General features: G+C 34.9%; 17 protein-coding genes. 8 read left to right on the top strand and 9 right to left on the bottom strand.

What is annotated here, in order from left to right; translation table 11 throughout:
* Nucleotides 1-11 precede the first annotated feature (11 nt).
* Nucleotides 12-1,304 carry a hypothetical protein gene (locus MP478_RS12590; RefSeq protein WP_257200643.1) on the bottom strand — a complete coding sequence of 431 codons (1,293 nt, stop codon included), beginning with the start codon at nt 1,302-1,304 and terminating at the stop codon, nt 12-14.
* Between the two features lie 271 nt (nt 1,305-1,575).
* Nucleotides 1,576-2,460 carry a mechanosensitive ion channel family protein gene (locus MP478_RS12595; protein WP_257190933.1) on the bottom strand — a complete coding sequence of 295 codons (885 nt, stop codon included), beginning with the start codon at nt 2,458-2,460 and terminating at the stop codon, nt 1,576-1,578.
* 91 nt (nt 2,461-2,551) lie between these two features.
* Here MP478_RS12595 and MP478_RS12600 point away from each other — a divergent pair, with 91 nt between their 5' ends.
* The gene (locus tag MP478_RS12600) at nt 2,552-3,187 is read left to right on the top strand and encodes a peroxiredoxin (protein WP_230038057.1); all 636 of its coding nucleotides are present in this window, start codon (nt 2,552-2,554) and stop codon (nt 3,185-3,187) included.
* 93 nt (nt 3,188-3,280) lie between these two features.
* On the opposite strand, the gene MP478_RS12605 is transcribed toward MP478_RS12600, so the two are convergent.
* The 3 genes from MP478_RS12605 to MP478_RS12615 all read right to left on the bottom strand — a co-directional run bounded on the left by MP478_RS12605 (nt 3,281) and on the right by MP478_RS12615 (nt 7,046).
* Nucleotides 3,281-3,871, bottom strand: coding sequence for a porin family protein (locus MP478_RS12605; RefSeq protein WP_230038056.1), 591 nt, complete (start codon nt 3,869-3,871; stop codon nt 3,281-3,283).
* Nucleotides 3,872-4,156: 285 nt separating this feature from the next.
* Complete coding sequence (locus MP478_RS12610; protein WP_230038054.1) at nt 4,157-4,672, bottom strand: hypothetical protein; 516 nt, start codon at nt 4,670-4,672, stop codon at nt 4,157-4,159.
* A gap of 88 nt (nt 4,673-4,760) precedes the next feature.
* A complete protein-coding gene (locus tag MP478_RS12615) occupies nt 4,761-7,046 on the bottom strand; it encodes a TonB-dependent siderophore receptor (protein WP_257200644.1) in 2,286 nt (761 codons plus the stop codon).
* Nucleotides 7,047-7,229: 183 nt separating this feature from the next.
* Between MP478_RS12615 and MP478_RS12620 the strand changes: the two genes are divergently transcribed.
* Complete coding sequence (locus MP478_RS12620) at nt 7,230-8,285, top strand: Gfo/Idh/MocA family oxidoreductase (RefSeq protein WP_257200645.1); 1,056 nt, start codon at nt 7,230-7,232, stop codon at nt 8,283-8,285.
* Between the two features lie 82 nt (nt 8,286-8,367).
* On the opposite strand, the gene MP478_RS12625 is transcribed toward MP478_RS12620, so the two are convergent.
* On the bottom strand, nt 8,368-10,263 hold the full coding sequence (locus MP478_RS12625; protein ID WP_257200646.1) for an ABC-F family ATP-binding cassette domain-containing protein: 1,896 nt from the start codon (nt 10,261-10,263) through the stop codon (nt 8,368-8,370).
* Nucleotides 10,264-10,457: 194 nt separating this feature from the next.
* On the opposite strand from MP478_RS12625, the gene MP478_RS12630 reads away from it, so the two are divergent.
* Nucleotides 10,458-10,970, top strand: coding sequence for a 5'(3')-deoxyribonucleotidase (locus MP478_RS12630; protein WP_230038047.1), 513 nt, complete (start codon nt 10,458-10,460; stop codon nt 10,968-10,970).
* A 13-nt stretch (nt 10,971-10,983) separates the two neighbouring features.
* Here MP478_RS12630 and MP478_RS12635 read toward each other — a convergent pair whose 3' ends face one another.
* A complete protein-coding gene (locus tag MP478_RS12635) occupies nt 10,984-11,847 on the bottom strand; it encodes a glycoside hydrolase family 25 protein (protein ID WP_257200647.1) in 864 nt (287 codons plus the stop codon).
* 65 nt (nt 11,848-11,912) lie between these two features.
* On the opposite strand from MP478_RS12635, the gene MP478_RS12640 reads away from it, so the two are divergent.
* The 5 genes from MP478_RS12640 (at nt 11,913) to deoC (ending at nt 16,379) form a co-directional block, all read left to right on the top strand.
* On the top strand, nt 11,913-13,175 hold the full coding sequence (locus MP478_RS12640) for an NAD(P)/FAD-dependent oxidoreductase (RefSeq protein WP_257200648.1): 1,263 nt from the start codon (nt 11,913-11,915) through the stop codon (nt 13,173-13,175).
* Nucleotides 13,172-13,843 (top strand): tRNA (guanosine(37)-N1)-methyltransferase TrmD, encoded by a 672-nt coding sequence (trmD, locus tag MP478_RS12645; RefSeq protein ID WP_230038041.1) that lies wholly within the window; start codon nt 13,172-13,174, stop codon nt 13,841-13,843. Before MP478_RS12640 ends, trmD begins: the two co-directional genes overlap by 4 nt.
* Before the next feature lie 354 nt (nt 13,844-14,197).
* Complete coding sequence (locus MP478_RS12650; protein ID WP_257190925.1) at nt 14,198-15,133, top strand: endonuclease/exonuclease/phosphatase family protein; 936 nt, start codon at nt 14,198-14,200, stop codon at nt 15,131-15,133.
* A gap of 27 nt (nt 15,134-15,160) precedes the next feature.
* Nucleotides 15,161-15,631, top strand: a complete 471-nt coding sequence (locus tag MP478_RS12655; RefSeq protein ID WP_047490188.1) for an Lrp/AsnC ligand binding domain-containing protein — start codon at nt 15,161-15,163, stop codon at nt 15,629-15,631.
* Nucleotides 15,632-15,635: 4 nt separating this feature from the next.
* Nucleotides 15,636-16,379, top strand: a complete 744-nt coding sequence (deoC, locus tag MP478_RS12660; protein WP_257190924.1) for a deoxyribose-phosphate aldolase — start codon at nt 15,636-15,638, stop codon at nt 16,377-16,379.
* Between the two features lie 54 nt (nt 16,380-16,433).
* On the opposite strand, the gene dusB is transcribed toward deoC, so the two are convergent.
* On the bottom strand, nt 16,434-17,429 hold the full coding sequence (dusB, locus tag MP478_RS12665; protein WP_257200649.1) for a tRNA dihydrouridine synthase DusB: 996 nt from the start codon (nt 17,427-17,429) through the stop codon (nt 16,434-16,436).
* 128 nt (nt 17,430-17,557) lie between these two features.
* Nucleotides 17,558-20,794, bottom strand: coding sequence for a hypothetical protein (locus MP478_RS12670; protein ID WP_230038033.1), 3,237 nt, complete (start codon nt 20,792-20,794; stop codon nt 17,558-17,560).
* Nucleotides 20,795-20,884: the final 90 nt, after the last annotated feature.

Consider the following 20,884-nt stretch of genomic DNA (forward strand, 5'->3'; position numbering starts at 1 on the left):
TTTATTATTTATTATGGACAATCTACTTTATCCAAATTATTGCCGTTGGTTTTTAATTCTTTACTTTTTCCCTCATCACTGAGATCAAAAAGCTTAGCGTCAGTAATATTCATGTTTCTTTTCATAAATTCTAAAAAGCCTTTTTGGAGATTTTCTGTTGAAATATTTGAGTCTCCTATTTTCTTAATATATTCTAAATTTAAAGCATCAATCTGCGTATCTGTATATAAACTTAAATTATCCGCATTAATTCCATCCCCTCTGAGTTGATAAGTTCCACTACTTGTAACCACGGTCAAAAATACATTATCTAAAGGTATATTATTGGCTTTAGCATTAAGAAGAAGCTGAATGAAGTTATTAATATCTCCCGGAGAAAATATAGGAATTAGCCCATCGTAATGAGAGTGCATCACTCCAAAAGTATTATTGAATATTTTAAAATCAAGTTGGCTGGTTCCGGGTGAGTTGCTTAGCTCTTGATATTGCGTTTCTGTTTGCCCAGAGCCAGGAACTGGACTCCCGACTCTAAAGCCACTTTCGGAAGAAGCTCCTGTTTTAGATTTAAGATAATCGGTTTTTGCCTTATAATTAGGATCGTTCTTCTGTTGTTTTATTTTCTTACATGGCTCTTCATTTTTTGGAGGATTATCGGGGTTTTGTGGATTAGTGGGGCCACCCACTCCTCCCGGAATTGGAGTGCTAGGATTAGTCGTCGGATCAATACCTCCACCTGTTCCTCCTCCTCCAGGAACAGTAATAACAATTTCATCTATTTCTCCATGACAGGGTTTACAGCGACCAGGCAAAATACCTCCGTGATCTCTATAAGCTATTTCTTCAATAAATTTACCATCCACAAGCTGTATTTTGTATCTCATAGAACCTTCTAAAGCAATATAAGAAGCCGTTCCTGTCATTTTTTCCATAATTTGATGAGCAGAAAGGCTGTAATCTGATGAATTAAATCCTCTTTCAGATTCAAATTTCCAGAGGTGTCCGGAAACTTTATTATTATCAATTCTAAATGTTAACTCTTCAATGATTTTGCTTCCTTGGTTTTTTATGGGAACAGTAATGAGGATAATATTTTTTCCATCATCATACTTTCTCGCTTTTTCCCATTCAACTTGCTTTCCTACTACCATATCCTTACCTCTCATATATTCACTTTTAATGTAAGAAACAGGATCAGACTGAACATTTACAATCTCTGTTTCTAAACTTTCATGCATGCAGGATTGAATAGAAGTAAACAATAGAATGTTTACAGCCAAAACAGCTATAAAATATTTTTTCTTCATAAACAATTTGTTTTTTTTTAATGGCTGCAAAACTATTATATTTTTTTTGAAATTTAAAATTAATTCTATTGAAAGTGAAATAAAAAGTGTCGAAAAATGGAACTTAATTTTGCTATAAATAAATTTTTTTAGAAATTAAGTGGTTTTAATAATATTTTCAGACCATATATAAATCTTTATCGCCTTAGCATTTATCCAGTCTATCCAATATTCCAAAAAAAAGACTACTTCAATTGTTGAAGCAGTCTTTTACATTTTTTAAAGAATATTTTTATTTATCCTGATTCTCGGTTACATTAGTTTCTCCATTGGTAATACTGATACTTGTAGGAGTGACCAGCTGGATTTTATCCACATCAAAACGTTCTTTAATACCTAAATAAGCTTTACTTTTTACCTGGGCTAGATTGGCACCTATTTTTATCCAGAATTTTACCTGAAGATTAAATGAACCCTGCTTCAAATCTGTGAAAATTACCTCAGCAGTATCCAGTTTGTCCACATTATCAAGGCTCTTAATAACATCCAGAATGCTTTTCTGTGCCTTACTGATATCTTCATCAGCAGGAATCTCAAAATTCAGGATAATTCTGCGCTGCGGAGATGCTGTAATATTATAGAATGGTGCATTAAAAACGATCTGATTGGGAATGTATGCTTTTTTCCCATCATCAGTAAGGATCTTTGTAGTTAAAAAACCAATTTCCTGTACTGTTCCGGAGTGGGTACCAATGGTAATATAATCTCCCACCTTAAAGGCCTTATCAATTCCAATAAGCATTCCTGAAAAAATACTTGAAACAAGATCTTTCAAAGCGACCCCTGCGATAACCCCTGCCACTCCCAAACTTCCGATAAACTTCCAAAGGAAGCCACTAAAGCCCATAATCTCAAGCGAAATAAAGGTTCCAAGCATCATAATCAGAAATCTGAATATTCCAATCAAAGTAACTAAAGAACTCTCTTTTTTGCTTTTGGGGAAGAACCGATGGAATAATTTTACGGCAATTACACTTAAATACTTACTTGTTATCAGGAAAAAAGTAAATACTAAAATCCCGACAATAAGTTTGGGAGTAAGTTCGGCAAACGTTATATACCAGTTTTCCAATACTTTATATACCAATTCTATATAGCTGAGCCCTGTTTTCTGCATGAATTTTTTTAATAAAGATATAAATTTTCAAGAAAAATTTTGTTAGTTCCAAAAAGTCTACTAAATTTGTAGACTAACAAACGCGAATAATATGTCAATCAGATTAGGAGATACAGCGCCAAACTTTCAGGCAGTTTCATCTTTAGGAGATATCAACTTCTATGATTATCTTGGAGATTCATGGGGAATTTTATTTTCACATCCGGCAGACTATACTCCGGTTTGCACTACAGAGCTAGGCTACACATCCAGGCTGCAGGCCGAATTTGCTGAAAGAGGAACAAAGGTGATCGCCCTGAGTGTGGATGAAGTAGAAGATCATCAAAACTGGATTAAGGATATTAATGAGACCCAAAATACAGACTTACAGTTTCCTATTATTGCTGATAAAGACAGAAAGGTGTCAGAGCTGTATGATTTTATTCATCCGAATGCCTCTGCTACAGCTACAGTCCGCTCTCTACTGATCATTGATCCTGCAAAAAAAGTGAGGCTCATTATTACCTATCCCGCATCAACGGGCAGAAATTTTAATGAAATACTGAGAGTGCTGGATTCTTTACAGCTTACAGATAGCCATCAAGTCGCTACACCTGTTAACTGGAAGTATGGTGATGACGTTATTATACCACCTGCAATATCTACAGAAGAAGCCAGGGAAAAATTCCCCAAAGGAGTTACAGTAATAAAACCTTATCTGAGATATACGCCCCAACCCAATATATGATTTATTTGATTTTTTATAGTTTAGTTTTATTTGTACGAAAAGCGCCCTGAAATAATTTCAGGGCGCTTTCAATTTTTATAAGTATTTCAGTGATTACTTAACGTCGTTGATGATTTGTTTTCCTTTAGATGTTGGAAGATAAATCTGGAATCCTAGACCAAAAGTAATTTTGTTGGTATAACCTCCACTTCCGAATCCTGCGTTAGCGTCATATTTCACCAATCCTTCTAAACCGATGTTTGGCGTAATGAAATATGAATAACCAGGACCAAATCCGAAGTTAAGTCCGTTAGAAGAAGAACCTCCTTTAGAGATTGATGTTCCTCCTACACCTAAATTACCTTCTAAGAACCATCTTCCGTGGTGTAAAAGATTGCTTACTCCCTGCTCTCCCGGATTAAGGTAGTAACGTCCTAATGCTCCTACGTTATACGTGAAAGTAGTGGGTGCATCTTTAGCTCCTTTGAAACCTAAATCTACATAACCCCCAATAGCAATATTGTCTTCAATAAAGTAAGCTCCTTTCGGCTGAATATTGAAATCATAACCACCTCCTTTATTTAAACCGAAGTTGGCGCCTGCAAGGTTACCACCTACCATCCAATTACCTTTTTGAATCTGAGCGTTTGCAGTTGCTGTTAAGCCTGCTACGGCTAATATCCCTGTTAAAATAAGTTTTTTCATAATTTATTATTTTAATAATTAAATGTTTATTATTCACGAATTATAGAAAAAACAATAAATGTGCCAGACTCCTAATTTTAGATAATTTTTCAAAATTATTGTTAACGATATCAATAAGATAGAATTAATTTTTTTAACATAATTAATGAATATTTCGCAATTATATTACGTAAAAAGAATGGCACTAAATTGAATATAATTAATTTTAAAAAAAATATCTATTCTCTTTTTACTAGTTATTTGTTGAGATCATAATAACAAGTATTCAGATTTTAACTTTCTTCTTTAGATGAACAGAAGTATCACGGATATAATTAATCCTGCAATCGTAAATTTTATTCCTCGTTTGAAAGCTTTAGTTTTAGGATTAAACATCCAGAAGCTTGAGATAACAAAGAAGAAAAGAGCAACTCCGAAAAATACGTTTAAAGGGGAGATTGCATCTTTGGATTGGGATTTATGAAGTTTTACCATTTTATCCAGTACAAACGGAAGTTCTTTTTTTGCATATTGAGCTTTACCTGTTGTGCTGTCATAAGTTCCCTGCTTAAAATGAAGAATATTTCCTTCTGTTTTTTCAACTTCCAGACCTTTAATTTTCAATTCTTTTCCAAGTTCCTTCTCTGAAAGATGGGCAGGTACGGTTTTGTCATATTTTTTTTCATTCTTCAAAAAGTCTGTATCTCTATACACAAGCAGAATTCCGCTTACTGCATACACAGCCATAATTCCCGCAAGAAAATATCCAAGGTAACGGTGTGTAACCCTCATGAAACTTCTTGTGTCTTTAATCTTATCCATATTATATAGTTTGTTTTTTAAATTTCAAAAGTGGAAACTGCAAAAATGCAATTTCCACTTGAGTTGAGAAATAAATGTTTACTTATTTCTAAAGTTTGTACGTCAATGTAAAATAATAATTTCTCGGCGTAATTGGGTTTACAGAATAATTCTCGTGAACGTTATAGTTTACAACATCAAACAAGTTACCCACTTTCCCTTGGATAGAGAACTTATTCCACTCGTAGCCTACAGATAAAGAAACAGTTGTGTAGTCTTTTAAATCAAACATTCTACTCACGTTGTTTCTACTTGCGTTTGTAGATTTTGAATCATTCCATCCAGCGATTCTGTCTCCGATGTAATAAATTCCAGCTCCAATTTTTAAGCCTTTTACATAGTTTGTAAATTTATAGAAAACGGAAGCGTTCGCTGTTGTAGCAGGTGTTCTTACCAGTCTTTGATTTTCAACATATCCCTTTTCAGGAGTATCAATGTAAACGGAATTGTTATAAGAAAAACCTCCGATTATAGATAAGTTTTCTGTAGGATTTCCTGTAATGTCTAATTCTACTCCACGGCTTCTCATATTTCCTGAAAATTCCTTCAGATTAGTATCTGTGGAATTTACTGGTGCTCCGTTGGAACCAGAAGCGAACCAATATGTTTGATAATAATTATTGTACATAATCTGGTAAGCCGTTAAGTTAACTGCTAAAGCATTGTTCCAGAAATTCTTTTTGATACCAATTTCGTATTGGTCAACTGTTGAAGGTTTTATGCTTTGTTTTGATAAAGTAGTTAACTGATTTTGAACATCAGTAACAGGTTGGTTGGTATTTACACTACCAAATTGATCTGAAGTATATCCTGCATTTGAAGCAAACGAATTCGTATAAGTTGCAAACACCGAAAGATTTTCATTCGGTGCATAAACCAAACCTATTTTTGGAGAAAATGCATTGTCAGACGTTGAAGAATTTGCTACTTCAATTTTATCATTTAATGTAAAGCGGGTTGTTAGTGTAGGCATATTTTCTATATAAGACCATCTTAGCCCTGCAATTACTTTTAGTTGCTTTGTTAAGCTGATAAAATCTTGTGCATAGATCCCAATTCTTCTTGTATTGATTCTATTTCTTGTATTGAGAGTAGAATTGGGCATATCAATACTTCCCCATGTTGAAGGATCATCTAAATATAGAAGATTTTTAGGAGCTGTAATATTATAAGCATAAGCATCCGCCTGGCTATAATCAGCATCTGAACCAATTAAAACTTTATGGTTGATTTTTCCTGTATTGAATTCACCATTGATGTTTACTTGTGCAGAAGTATAATTTTGTTCGTTGTAAGTTCTGCCAAAAGGTCTTTTCCAGGATAATCTATTAGGATCTACAGTTGCATCTTTAGTGTCATATATCCATTGTACTCTTTCAGAAGAAAAATAATCTTTAGTATAGTTTTGGTAAGAAGCAGTAGCGTTCAAAGACCATCTTTCGTTAAACTGATGATTAAAGGTTACATTCGTAGAAGCTTGTTGTACATCTTGATATTGCCAGTCAGTTCCGAAGAAGGTGTTTCTGGAAACTGCATCATTCAATCTATAGCTTTGGTTTTTTTCAGTAATAGATCCAATCCCGAAATCCGGAGTAAAGTTATTTTTAAGATAATCTGCCTCAACAATTAATTGAGATTTTTCACTTAAATTAAATAAGAACGAAGGATTGAAGTAATATTTCTCTGATTCTACAATATCTCTGAAACTTTCAGCATGCTCATAGGCACCATTTATTCTGAATGCAATATTTTTGGATAAAGGTCCATAGATATCAACTGTTGGTTTATATGAATTCCAGCTTCCACCATTCAGCCCTACACTTCCACCAAAATTGAATTTAGGTTTTTTGGTAATCATATTGATAACACCACCAGCAGCTGTATTACCAAAAAGCATTGCATTAGCTCCTTTTAAAACTTCTACTCTTTCCAGACCGCTTACTTCGGGAAAAACGCCACTATTTATTCTTGAACCATTCTTAAAAATATTGTCATTTCCTAAAATGAAACCACGCCCACCAAAGCTGTCCTGAGAATTACCTCTCGAGGAAGTCACATACATTCCATTAACATTTTGAAGAACATCACTCAGCTGTTTTGCCTGCTGTTGCTCAATGATCTCATGAGTTACAATGGCAATGGCCTGCGGATTTTCCATTACCGTCAGGTTAGATTTTGTGGATAATGATCTTGCCTGGTTAGGATTTCCCGTTTTGTGAAGATTAATGTCTTCAATAGTCTGGGTTCTGATAGTATCTGCTTCAGCATTTTTCAGCTGTGCACTCAAAGATACAGCAGTAAACAAAAGCCCTAAAGAAAGTAATTGTTTTTTCATTTTATTTTTATGTAGAACAGTTTTAAATAAGCCGCAAAAGTAAGTATTTGTTTAGAATAGATAAAAATTAATATATGATTTTTGTCATATAATTAAATCACTTATCTGTGTTTTATTGTTATTGTTCCTGTGGATAGACAATAAGGAGCTTTTTATGAATATATTTGTTATAAAAATAAAATTATGCAATTGGTAAAAGCAGGGCTATGTGCCTTTGGAATGAGTGGAAAAGTGTTTCACGCTCCTTTTTTAAAGGAACATCCCGGATTTTTTATTTCTGCTGTAGTAGAAAGAAGCAAAGAAGAATCCAAAGAAAAATATCCTGAAGCTACTATTTATCGGTCGGTAGAAGAGATGCTTCAAAGTGCAGATATAGAATTGGTGGTAATCAATACCCCGGTTCAGACGCATTATGAGTATGCAAAAATGGCATTGGAAGCAGGTAAAAATATTATTGTTGAAAAACCATTTACCGTCAATGTTGAAGAAGCTGAAGAACTGGTGAAACTGGCTGAAGAAAAAGGTCTTTTTCTAAGTGTATACCAGAACAGAAGATTTGACCGTGATTTTTTGCAGGTACAGAAAATTTTAAAAGATGGAAAGCTGGGGAACGTTAAAGAAGCTGAAATTCGTTTCGACAGATTCCGGACAATACCCAGTGGGAAGCAGCATAAAGAAAATCCTGATCAGATAGGTTCAGGCTCTCTTCATGATCTTGGGGCTCACCTCGTAGACCAGGCTGTGCAGTATTTCGGATATCCTGAAAAGCTTTTTGCTGATGTCTTCTCTATGAAAGGTCCGGATTTTGCGAATGATTATTTTGAGATTCTTTTATTTTACAAAAATGATCTAAGAGTTAGATTAAAATCTTCAGTTTTCAGTAAAGAAGCTCATAATGCCTATAGTATACATGGGGATAAGGGCAGTTTCTTACAGGAAAGAACCGATAATCAGGAAAATGAATTGGTAGCTGGTGCTATTCCGGTGTATGGAAAGGAATGGGTGAAACCATTAAAACAGCCGGACGGAATTTTAAATTTCCTGAATGAAAATTTTGAAACCGAAAGAATTTTAACTTCAAGCGAAGCAGGAAATTATATGAATTACTACCAGGAGATCTATGAACATATTGTATTTGGATATGCTTTACCTTCTCCGGGAAGAGAAGTTATTCAGAATATGAAAATTATAGATGCCTCTCTAAAAAGTACAAAAGAAGAAAAAGTAATCTATTTATAAAAAATGAATTATGAATTATGAGCTATGATTTGCTTCAGCTCATAATTCATAACTCATAACTTATAACTTATCTTTCATTTATTTATAAAGCTTCCTGAAGTTCCAGCCATTTCATTTCGTGATTTTCCAGTTTTTCAGAAATGGCTTCCAATTCTGCAGAAAGTTTAACCACTTTTTCATAATCTGTCTCATTATTAAGCTGATCTAATATTTTTGCACGCTGTTCTTCCAGCTTTGGCATTTCTTTTTCAATAGTTTCCAATTCCCTTTGTTCCTTAAAGGTGAGCTTTCTTTTTTTAGCATTGGAAGATGGTGTGGTTTCCGGCAGAGGAGTATTTTCTTTCACAGGTTCTGCCTTTACAGCTGTATTTTTTTCTAAAGCATCCTCACGGCTTTTTGCTTCACGGTATTCTGAAAAATTCCCTACAAAATCTTTTATTTTTCCATCTCCTTCGAAAGCCAACACATGATCTATAATCCTGTCCATAAAATATCTGTCGTGGGAAACGATAATTAGAGATCCCTGGAACTGTTGCAGGAAGTTTTCCAGAACGGTTAATGTAGGAAGGTCAAGATCATTCGTTGGTTCATCAAAAATCAAAAAGTTAGGATTTTGATAAAGAATATACATCAGGTGAAGTCTTCTTTTTTCACCTCCTGAAAGTTTTGAAATAGGAGAGTACTGAGCCTGATCATCAAATAAGAATAATCTTAAAAACTGAGATGCCGAAAGACTCCTTCCGTTGGCTAAAGGATAGAACTCTGCAATTTCTTTAATGAAATCGATAACACGCTCATCTTCTTTATAGGTAAGACCTTTCTGGGCAAAATAACCGAAAGAAATAGTTTCTCCCGTTTCAATTTCTCCTTTGTCGGCCTTTTCATAGCCCTGGATAATATTTAGTAAGGTAGATTTACCCGCTCCGTTTTTTCCAATGATTCCAATTTTTTCACCACGCTGAAACTGATAGCTGAAATTTTTTAATAAAACTTTATCTCCAAAACTTTTATCAATATTTTTCAGTTCCAGAACTTTATTTCCGAGGCGTTTCATTTCGAAATCAAGTTCCAGTCCTTGTTTTCTGGTATCGGTTTTAGCTACCTTTTCCGTTTCATAGAATGAATCAATTCTGCTTTTAGACTTCGTTGTTCTTGCTTTAGGCTGTCTTCGCATCCATTCAAGCTCTTTTCTATACAGGTTGTTGGCTTTATCAATAGTTGCACTGAGATTCTCTTCGCGGATCATCTTGTTTTCAAGATAAGTAGCGTAGGAACCGTTATGAAGATAAAGATTCTGATCCTCTATTTCCCAGATAATATCACAGACGCTGTCCAGGAAATACCTGTCGTGGGTTACAAGCAGTAAAGTTATTTTAGCTTTATTCAGATAATTTTCAAGCCATTCTACCATGTCTACATCCAGATGGTTGGTAGGCTCATCCATGATCAGTAATGTATGTCTGTGCTCGGCTCTGGTTTCTGTTAATAGCTTTGCCAGTGCAACACGTTTTATCTGCCCTCCGGAAAGAGTACTCATTTTCGCATCCAAATCAGTGATCTTAAGCTGGGAAAGAATCTGTTTCATTTCATTTTCAAGATCCCATGCTTTATGAGCCTCCATATCAGCCAAAGCTTTTTCAATGAATTCATTATCGGTTGAATGAAGGGACTTATGATAATTTTTCAACGCAAGGATAGGAGCTGAATCCAGAGTCATCATAAATTCCTCAATATTTAAATTAGGATCATAATGAATCTCCTGGTCAAAAAGAACAACCTGGATATCCTTACTGATGATTGCAGTACCGCTGTCTGCAATTTCTTTACCCATTAATATTTTCAGAAGGGTAGATTTTCCACTGCCGTTTTTGGCAACAATAGCAATTTTGTCTCCTTCATTGATATGAAAAGAAATGTTTTCGAACAAAACTTTGATACCATAAGATTTGGTAAGATTTTCGGCAGAAACGTAATTCATTGGAAATTAATGGTTTGATTTTGATTTTGAATTGAACCGCAAAAATACGAAAATGTAACCATAAAACTTTCCGGAACTTCTTTTATAAAAATGAATATTTATAATTTTTTAATAGACTGTGTTCATTACCTGAAAAAACTATTCAGTAATTTTGAGAAGAATAATTTTAATAACACAAAATCTGATTTGAAATAATGAAAAAAGTAATTGTCGACATGGATGGGGTAATGGCAGATGTATATCATCAGCTGATACAATTTGAAAAAAGAGACTCAGGAACGGAAATAGAGATCAGTGATTTGACGGGTAAACCTGAAATAGACGCATTCCCCAACGGAAAGAAACACGTTAATGAAGTAGGTTTTTTCAGAACTTTACCTGTTATGGAGGGCAGTCGTGAAGCCATGGAATATTTAAACAACAAGTATGAACTGTATATTGTTTCAGCCGGAATGGAATTTCCTAACAGTTTAAGAGAGAAATACGACTGGCTCGCAGAGCATTTTCCATTTATTACCTGGGAACAGATTGTTCTTTGTGGAAGTAAAAGAGTCGTTTCGGGAGATGTGATGATTGATGATTATCCCAAGAACCTTGATCATTTCCATGGAGAAAGGTTAATCTTTACACAGCCTCACAATGAGCTGGTTGAAAATGAAAGCTATAAAAGAGTAGGATCCTGGAACGAGATTATGAATATGCTGTAAAGTGGCAAACAACTTAATCTATAGTCAACCTTTTTAAAGACCAGGAATTTCCACGATAAACATTAAGATCCACTTTGGTATTGATACCGTGAACAATGCCGTTTTCGGTAAACTGCCAAAAGTCCCACCGGTCATCAGGTGAGGGGGACGGAACATCATTGTAATTGGCTAACCAAAGTGGATAACCGTCAAACTCACCTTTTAAAAAGTCTTTATAATAATGGTAGTAGGTATAGATGATAGGTTTTTCACCATAGGTATCTTCAATTATCTTGCACCATATTTTAAGATCTTCTATCAGCTTTTTGTTTGTTTTACGTTTTGGAATTTTTTCAATATCTAAAATAGGAGGGAGGTCTCCACTTTCTAACTTTACATTAGCAAGAAAATTATTTGCCTGGATAATGGGATCTTCGTCAGCTCTGTAAAAATGGTAAGCACCACGGATAAGGTTGTGTTTTTGAGCTTTTCCCCAAAATTCCTCAAAATGCTTATCGGCATTTCGGTTGCCCATAGTTGCCCGCATAATGACAAATTCTAATGGGATGATTTTATTTCCAATACTGAGGCTGTCCCATTTAATATCTTCTCTGTTTTGATAATGGGAAATATCAAAGCCATAAGTTTTATCAAGGTTATCCGTAAGGATTTTTTGAATCCTTAATGCCTCTCTCTCGCTGTTATGAAGTTTTTTGTGACTAAATTTATTAAAGTACAGAGCATAATAATAACTGACAGATTGTTTCAGATAAAAACCGGTTCCTATCAATGCAATAAGTAATAGTACCAATATTACCTTCCTGCGGAAAAAATAGTTCTTCCGTCTATTGATATGGAGCTGTTTGGTAGTTTTTTTGGTGTACTTTTTTGGTGTCATAAAGTTTTGCAAAACTAACTTTTTTCACTACTAAATGCTAAATAAAATCAGTAAATTTGTTTATTATGGAAACACGCGAAAAAATCATCATTATAGGAGGAGGATTTGCGGGGCTACAGCTTGCAAAAACATTAAATAATAAAAATAAAAAAGTTATTGTACTGGATAGGGTGAATCATCACATGTTTCAGCCGCTTTTTTATCAGGTAGCTTCAGGAAGGATAGAACCTTCCAATATTTCCTTTCCTTTCAGGAAGATTTTTCAGCAATCCAGAAATACCCAGTTTCGTATGACGGAGGTGAAAGAAATTGATCCTGCCCACAACAAAGTTGTTACCGACGAAGCTGAATTTACTTACGATAAGCTGATTATAGCTACAGGCTGCAAAACTAACTTTTTTGGAAATAAAGATCTTGAAAGCAAAGCTTTTGGGATGAAAAATACTCAGGAAGCCATCGGGATCAGAAATCATGTTTTAACAACCTTTGAAAAACTGATCCTGGAAAAAAGCAGAAGTGATGACGGAAACTGGAATATTGTAATTGTAGGAAGCGGACCTACCGGAGTAGAGCTGGCAGGTGCTTTTGCAGAAATGAAAAAAGAAATTCTACCCAGAGATTATCCTTACATGAATTTTGATCAGCTGAAAATTATTCTGGTAAGTTCTACAGAAAAACCTCTTGCCGTGATGAGTAATGAAGCACAGGATCAATCTGAAAAATACCTCAAAGACCTTGGGGTAACTTTTATGAGTGGGGAAGTGGTTACAGAATATGATGGAGATAAGGTACATCTGAAAAGCGGTAAACAAATTCCGTCCAATAACGTTATTTGGGCAGCAGGAGTTACAGGAAATGTAATAGACGGCTTTCCGGAAGAAAAATTAATAAGAAACCGATATATAGTAGATCGGCATAATAAAATAAAAGGCTACGATAATATTTATGCCATCGGAGATATTGCCTATATGGAAACTCCGAAATATCCGCAAGGGCATCCACAGGTTGCTAATGTGGCCATTAATCAGGCGAAAAATTTAGGAAAAAATTTCTTAAAGAAAAATTCTTCCGAATGGAAAGAATATGAATATAATGACCAGGGCTCTTTAGCTACTATTGGTAAACATAGGGCTGTTGTTGATCTGCCGTTTATAAAATTTCAGGGATTTTTTGCGTGGTATTTCTGGATGTTTCTGCATTTAATGTTAATTTTGAGCGTTCGAAATAAGCTGGCCATATTTTTCAACTGGATGTGGAGCTATTTCAATAAAGATTCATCTTTAAGATTAATTATTATACCTACAAAGAAAAACGGAACATTACAATGAGAATTGATATAATAAGCGTACTACCGGAATTAATGGAAAGTCCGTTTCAAACTTCTATTTTGAAGAGAGCAATGGATAAAGGATTGGCAGAAGTACATTTTCATCATTTGAGAGACTGGGCAGTCAATAAGCACAGGCAGATTGATGATGAACCCTATGGAGGCGGAGCAGGAATGGTTATGATGATAGAGCCTCTGGATAAATGTATTTCGGAGCTTAAATCTCAGAGAGAATATGATGAGGTTATTTATCTGACGCCGGACGGAGTCACTTTAAATCAAAAAATTGCCAATACACTTTCAATAAAGAATAATCTGATCTTCCTATGTGGACATTACAAAGGAATTGATCAGCGACTAAGAGATCTTCATATTACAAAAGAAATTTCAATAGGGGATTACGTGCTTACCGGAGGTGAACTGGCAGCATGTGTTCTTGCAGATTCGGTGATCCGATTGCTGCCGGGTGTTTTAAATGATGAACAGAGTGCTCTTACAGATAGTTTTCAGGATGATCTGCTTTCACCACCTATTTATACCAGACCCGAAAGTTATAAAGGCCTGGAAGTTCCTAAAATTTTACTGAGCGGGAATTTTGCAAAAATTGAAGAATGGCGGCATGACGAAGCCGTAAGAATTACCAAAGAAAAACGTCCCGATTTACTTTAAAAAATAATATGGTTTTTTATCAAACCTATTTATCATATTTGTAAATGGAATAATATTTGTTATATGATATTTTATAAAGAAAAATATTAGTAGTTTTTTATTTAAGGTAATATTTTATTTTATTTATTTTAAATTTTGCTTATTGTCTCAATTTTCGATATTGAGGTAATATCACAAAATGATTGAAAAATTAATTCACTAAGTATTGTTTTGTTAGTGATTTTTATTATATTTGACCGTTTCTTACTGAAAAATTAATTTTGAGATTAACAAATATTAATTAAAGAAATTAAAATAAATAGTAAATTTATAATTGAAAAAGAGCATACTAACTAAAGATAGAAATTTGTGCTGATGGAGCTATTCTCTTTTTATAATGTTGAAAATTTATTTTTACCTGATCCAAAACCTGTTCATAAACTGGACCCTACAAAATCAGGTTTAAGAAGCTGGGATGAAAAGAGATATAAAAATAAACTTTTTAAAATCTCTCATGTATTCCAACTGATGAAGGAGGAGAATGGTGTATTGCCATTTATAATAGGTTTATCTGAAGTTTCCGGAAGGAAAGTTTTGGAAGAACTTGTAGAGATGGATCCTTTTCATTCAGAATATGGAATTGTACATTACAATTCTATGGATGAAAGAAAAGTAGATGTAGCAATGCTATATGATAAAAATAAAGTAGAGGTTGTAGATTCTGAAACCATTACTTTCTTTTTTGAAATATCAAATAAAAACACAGGAAGTTACGACACAACCAGGGACGTACTTTTTTCTAAGGTTAAATATAAAGGGGAAATTATTAATGTCTTTATCGCCCATCTTCCCTCTAAGCGCGAAAAAGATATCAATAAACCTAAAAGAGCTTTTATATTAAACGAAATCCGGCAACGGATCCTGAAAATTGTAGATGATGATAAGGAACATGTTATATTGTGTGGTGATTTTAACGAAAACCCGGATGATGAAAATTTAGTAAAAATTCTCTATGACAATAATCATGAGAAGGTTTTGATGAATCCTTTTCAGGAATTGTTTTCCACAAGAAATTATTCTACTTTTCATTATAAATCTGGATTGCTGTATGATCAGATCATTATGTCGAGATCACTTCTTGACCATAAAACTCTTGCCTTTCAGGAGGCTTGCGTATTCAATTCTGAGAAAATAAGCAGCAGGACCAGAAATTTTGAAGGACGTCCTTTCCGAACTTATGCCGGTACACGGTATTTAGGCGGATACAGCGATCACTTTCCGGTTTTTGTCAGATTTAATGGCTTATCTTAAAAAACATAAATAATAAAAAAGTAGAAAATGAAAAATTCGAGTAACACAAGTTATCATTTAGATTCAATCGACAAAGAAATCATCTACATGTTGATGGACAATGCTAAAACTTCTTTAGCACACATTTCAAAAAATGTTGGAATTTCTACAACAGCAGTACATCAAAGAATTAAAAAACTGGAACACGCAGGCGTTATTGAAAACTCGATCTCGTTCCTTAATCCTAAGAAAATTGGATATAAGGTGATTTCGTATATCGGTGTGTTTTTGGATCAGCCAAGTCATTATCCTGACGTGGTAAAATCTTTGCATGATATTAATGAAGTAGTGGAGGCCCATTATACTACAGGAAATTACACCATATTCCTGAAGGTTCTTTGTAAAGATAATGATCATTTGATGCAGATCCTTAGCAAGCTTCAGAAGCTAAAAGGAGTAACCAGAACAGAAACTTTTATATCTCTAGAACAAGGTATTTACAGACAATTGAAAGTATAACGATATGAACATAGGACAATATTTGGATTCCACTTACTTGAAAACGCCTGAGCAATCAGGAATTTCACACGGAGAAACTCTTCAAAAAGATAAGGAACTGGCTCAGGAAGCTATTGATAATGGTTTGTTTGCTGTAATGATCCGTCCGGATTATGTAGCAGAGATCAAAAAATATATTCAGGAAAGAGATTCAAATGTTGCAGTGGGAACTGTAATAGGTTTTCATGAAGGAACATACTCTATTGATGAAAAGCTTGCAGAAGCTTCAACAGCAATTGAAGATGGAGCAGATGAGTTGGATTTTGTTATTAATTACAAGGCATACCTTGAAGGAAATATAGCTTTGGTAAAAGATGAATTTGTAAAATGTACACAGCTTGGGCTGGAACACCATAAGGTTGTAAAATGGATTATCGAAATTGCAGCTTTAACAGATGAACAAATTGCTGATCTTACCAAAAAGATTTCCAACTGGGCTGAAGAAAATTTTGCAGAAAAAGATTTTCCTCACATTTTTGTGAAATCTTCAACAGGTTTTTTTGAAACCACTGGTGGAAAACCTAACGGAGCAACATTTGAAGGCGTGAAAATAATGCTGGATAATGCTGGAAAACTTCCTGTAAAAGCAGCAGGAGGAGTAAGAACTCCCGAAGATGCCGAAAAAATGATCAATATGGGAGTGAAAAGAATTGGAACTTCCTCAGCATTGGCATTAATTAAGAATCAACCATCATCAGAAGGATATTAACATTGACACAATATAAATAAAAAACCATCAAATTCATTTTGATGGTTTTGTTTATTATGCCTGTGCCTGATATTCTTCGTAAAACTGTTGAGTTTCCAGAATAAGGCTGCTCATTTCTTCCAATGTGAAAACTTCCAGGAATTTTTTTCTGAATTCCTTAAAGTGAGGAACCCCGCGGAAATAGTTACTGTAATGCTGACGCATTTCAATTAATCCTAATTTTTCCCCTTTCCATTCTACACTCCATTCAGCATGCTGGCGTACTGCTAACAAACGGTCTGCTACGGTTGGTTCAGGTAAATGTTCACCTGTTTTAAAGAAATGTTTAATCTCATTAAATATCCAGGGATAGCCTATAGCTGCGCGTCCAATCATAATTCCGTCGCATGCATATTTTTGTTTATACTCCAATGCTTTTTCAGCAGAATCGATATCCCCATTTCCAAAAATAAGGATTTCAATATTTGGATTCTGTTTTATTCTTGAAATATGTTCCCAGTCTGCCTCTCCCTTGTACATTTGGGCACGGGTTCTGGCATGTATCGTCAGCGCTTTGATTCCCGTCTCCTGCAGGCGCTCTGCCACTTCATCAATATTGATACATGTACTGTCCCAGCCCAAACGGGTTTTAACGGTCACCGGCAAATGAGTAGAACTTACCACTGCTTTTGTAAGACGAACCATAAGGTCAATATCTTTCAAAACTCCTGCTCCAGCTCCTTTACACACCACTTTTTTTACAGGGCACCCAAAATTAATATCAACTAAATCAGGATTTACCGTTTCTACAATTCTTGCAGACATAGCCATTGCTTCTTCATCTCCTCCAAAGATCTGTATTCCGACAGGTCTTTCATAATCAAAGATATCCAGCTTTTTACGGCTCTTCATAGCATCACGAATTAAGCCTTCAGAAGAAATAAATTCCGAATACATTAAATCTGCACCATGCATTTTACACAAACGTCTGAACGGAGGATCACTTACATCTTCCATCGGAGCCAGCAAAAGTGGAAATTCCGGCAGTTCTATATTGCCTATTTTTATCATGGTGCAAATTTACAAAATTCTAAGGATTAGAAAATATGATAATATCTATGAGTGTGATGGGGTGATTTTAAGCGTCTAAGAATGGAAGATATGCGCGTATAGCATTGTCTTCCTAATGTCTTCAAGCCTTAGAAGCTTGCTTTTACCTGCATACTTCCGATATGGATTGTTCTGTCGCCAGAATTTCTTCCTTCGTAATTTAAATTTAGCTGAATGAAAGAATTGATTGCCTGCTGAATGAAGATACTCCATACTTGGTTTTTTCCGGGCTTTAAACCATCCAGCATCTGGTTTCCTACAATACTGTAATTGTTTCCGGTGAATGTATTGTTAATGAATGAGAAATTCCCACGAATTGATGTTTTTTTACGCTCCCACTGAATGGTTCCGGTGATATCAAAGGCTTTAAGGTTTTCTTCTCCGTCCACTCTCTCTTTTTTGCGGTAAGCAGCGGAGAGCTCAGTCTGGATAGCATCAGTAAATTTATAGGTAGCCTTTGGCTTGGTTTCCATATTATTTAAACGGTAATCTCTTGTTGCAAACAGCTGCGAAGAATTTTTAATATCATGTATTGAGTTTTCCCAGTCTACCCTGAATTCTTTATTGAACCAATATCCTATATTCAGGAAATGAGAAATCTGCTCACGCTCTTCACTGCTGAAGTTGGCATTGATAAGATTGTCATTAGATATAAACCGGTAGTTCCCGTTCCAGCCGGATTTGTCGGTAGGATTAAACTGTACAGAGGTCAGTATATTCTGGTTTTTAAGAATCTGATCACTGTTTTTTTCAAAAGGGTTAAGAACCAGCACCCTATCTTTTTTATAGAAAGAGTTTTGAGAATTTAATGAAATATTGAAGTTCCAACGCTTTAAAAATGCATTTTCAGAATTAAATACAATAGCAGGATTCACAAATAAAGCCAGCTGCAGCTTATTTTTATTGGAAGGAATATATCGTACAGAATTGGTGTAAACACGAATATATTTCGCTAAATCCGAATATTCTGCGATCTCAAATTCATCCAGCTGCTGAATACCATCTCCATTATAATCAGTCCATTTATAAACCCCTTGTCCATCAGTTACTTTAATGTATTGAAATTCTCTTTGTGCCTCCTGTCCGTTTCCTAATTCATAGAATGCCTGTAAACGCATTCCGTTTCTGAAAAGCTGTTGATTGTAAAGGATATTTCCAACCACAAAATCATTATTTCTGGTTACGGCATCAGCAATATCATTTTGATAGAAGAATTTTCTATAGTGAATTAACGCATTTAAAGTAGTTCTTTCAGTCTTGATGATTTGGCTCTCTGCCATGATTCCCAAAATATTGTTCATGCTTTGAAGCCTGTTATCACGTACAGAGTCATTATCCCTCATGTATACTTTTGCAAGCAATTTGGTTCGGGTGCTGTCGCCAATTTTCTTTTGAACAAAAATTTCTTTCCAGCTGAAACTGGTCACATCCAGGAGTTGAGTATCATTGTACTTTTTCTCATTATGTTCCATGCTCCCTCCGATAGTCCAGCTGCCTTTTTTACCGGTATATTCTGTGGAAACACCACCACGGATAAACTTGGTATCCTGCAGTGTTGCATTGGTATTAAGGAATGAAAAGTTTCCTTTCGTAAAGAATTTTCCTTTGATCCAACCAAAATCCAGGTCGTTTTTAATTCCTTTATAAGAATCCTGTTCATTCAGATAGTTAATACGGTAATTTAAGGTAGATTTATTATTCCACTTATTCAGGAAGCTGAAAGTGAACCTGTTTTGAGTTCTGTTGTTGAATTCCTGTACTAAGTTGAAGTCTCTGGAGAATTCTACATCATTGATACGGTCCAGAATATGAAATTGTCTGTCGATATACTGGTATTCAAAACTTGGAGTTCCTTTCCAGTTGTTTTTAGTAAAACTTTTATTTCCAAAAATTCGCCAGGCATATCCAATGTTCTGATCAGAATCTTTTGAGGAGAATAAGTTGATATCATAGTTACTCATGGAAATATCAGTGCCTATTTTTCCTTCATGTAACAAATACTCTGAGTTTAAGGAGAAAACCTGGGATTTTTGAGGAGAAGGAAGCTTTCTTACGGCTCTGTAATCACCACCATTGGGTCCTGCATATTCAAAAACACGCCCGTTATTAGTGGTTTGTGCTACTTTATAATCTCCCTGGTTGGCTCCGAAATAAGTAAAGGAAACCTGATAAAGTGTTCCATTCTGATCTGTGGAAAACTCATAGAAGTCTCCGGTAGGACTTGAATGTAAAATATATAAGATTTTATTGACATCATATTCGGTAACAACCCCCGATGGAGCATACATCAAATTAGGGTCATTTCCGGCATTGGCAAGAATTTCCTCATCCTCTTTAGACAGGTTTAAAGAAAGAGGTGCATTTTTATTATCATTTTCCATAAACCAGTTAAGGCCTACTTTGAACTTTTCCCTCTGATGCTCCAGTTTACCCGTAAATAAATATCTGGAATAATTTCTGTTGGCGTAATTATAAGAGATGGTAATGAAATTCTGCTGGAAAATAGGGCGGAAGCTGGTAAAAGTAACCTCGCCCGTATTATAATTGATGATATAATCCTGGTTTTCACCACGCTTCATTAAAATACCGTCAATGAATACCTGCTCAGATCCCGAGATCAGTGTGATAAACTGTTCCCCGTTTTTACCTGTTAAGCGGTAAGGTCCCTGGTTTCCTTCTACCCCCTGAAAACGGATTCTGTGAAACTCACTTCGTGCAACTCCCATAGAAACATCTACAAGCGTTTTATTTTCAGTTCCAAATTCAGTCTGAAACTGTAGTCCCATGCTTCTTCTCTGATATTTGGCAAAGTAATTTTTAGATTCAACAAGATCTAAATGCCCGGCTCTAAGAATAGATTTATCCTTAATATTAAGCTGCATATAAATTTTATCAAATTCTTCCAGAGTTTGCGTATATCCATCAGCCTGAATTGGTAGATTATGATCTGAAATACTCGCCAGAATGGTTACATCCTTGGAAAGGCGTCCTGAAATCTGAAGATCCATAGAACTTTGTACAGATTGCCCCTGATTATTCCCAAAAGTAATCCCCCGGATGATGGAACCTTTAGAATTCAGTTCTCCTAAAAATCTTTTTTTATCATTTTTAGCCAGTACAGCTTCATCAATAATAATTTTATTATTCGTCCTTATAAAGTCAAGGGTATCCTTTGTGAAAATATCCTGTTCTAGCCTTGCAGCCAGAATACTGTCCTTTTTTATACTGTCTTCAGGCACATTGGGGTTTTTCCATGAAAATACCTGGGCACTCCCTGAGAAGATGCCTAAAAAGAAGAATACGAATAGTAGAATAAAATTCCGCAAGTCCTGAAAATAATCCGTAAAAATAATTAAAAAATGTTAACGGAATGGGGTTTAGTATTATTAACAAAAAATTAATGTAATTATTGCGAA

Origin of the sequence: Chryseobacterium sp. WG14, from assembly GCF_024586945.1 — a bacterium.
In the GTDB taxonomy this organism is placed as follows: Bacteria; Bacteroidota; Bacteroidia; order Flavobacteriales; family Weeksellaceae; genus Chryseobacterium.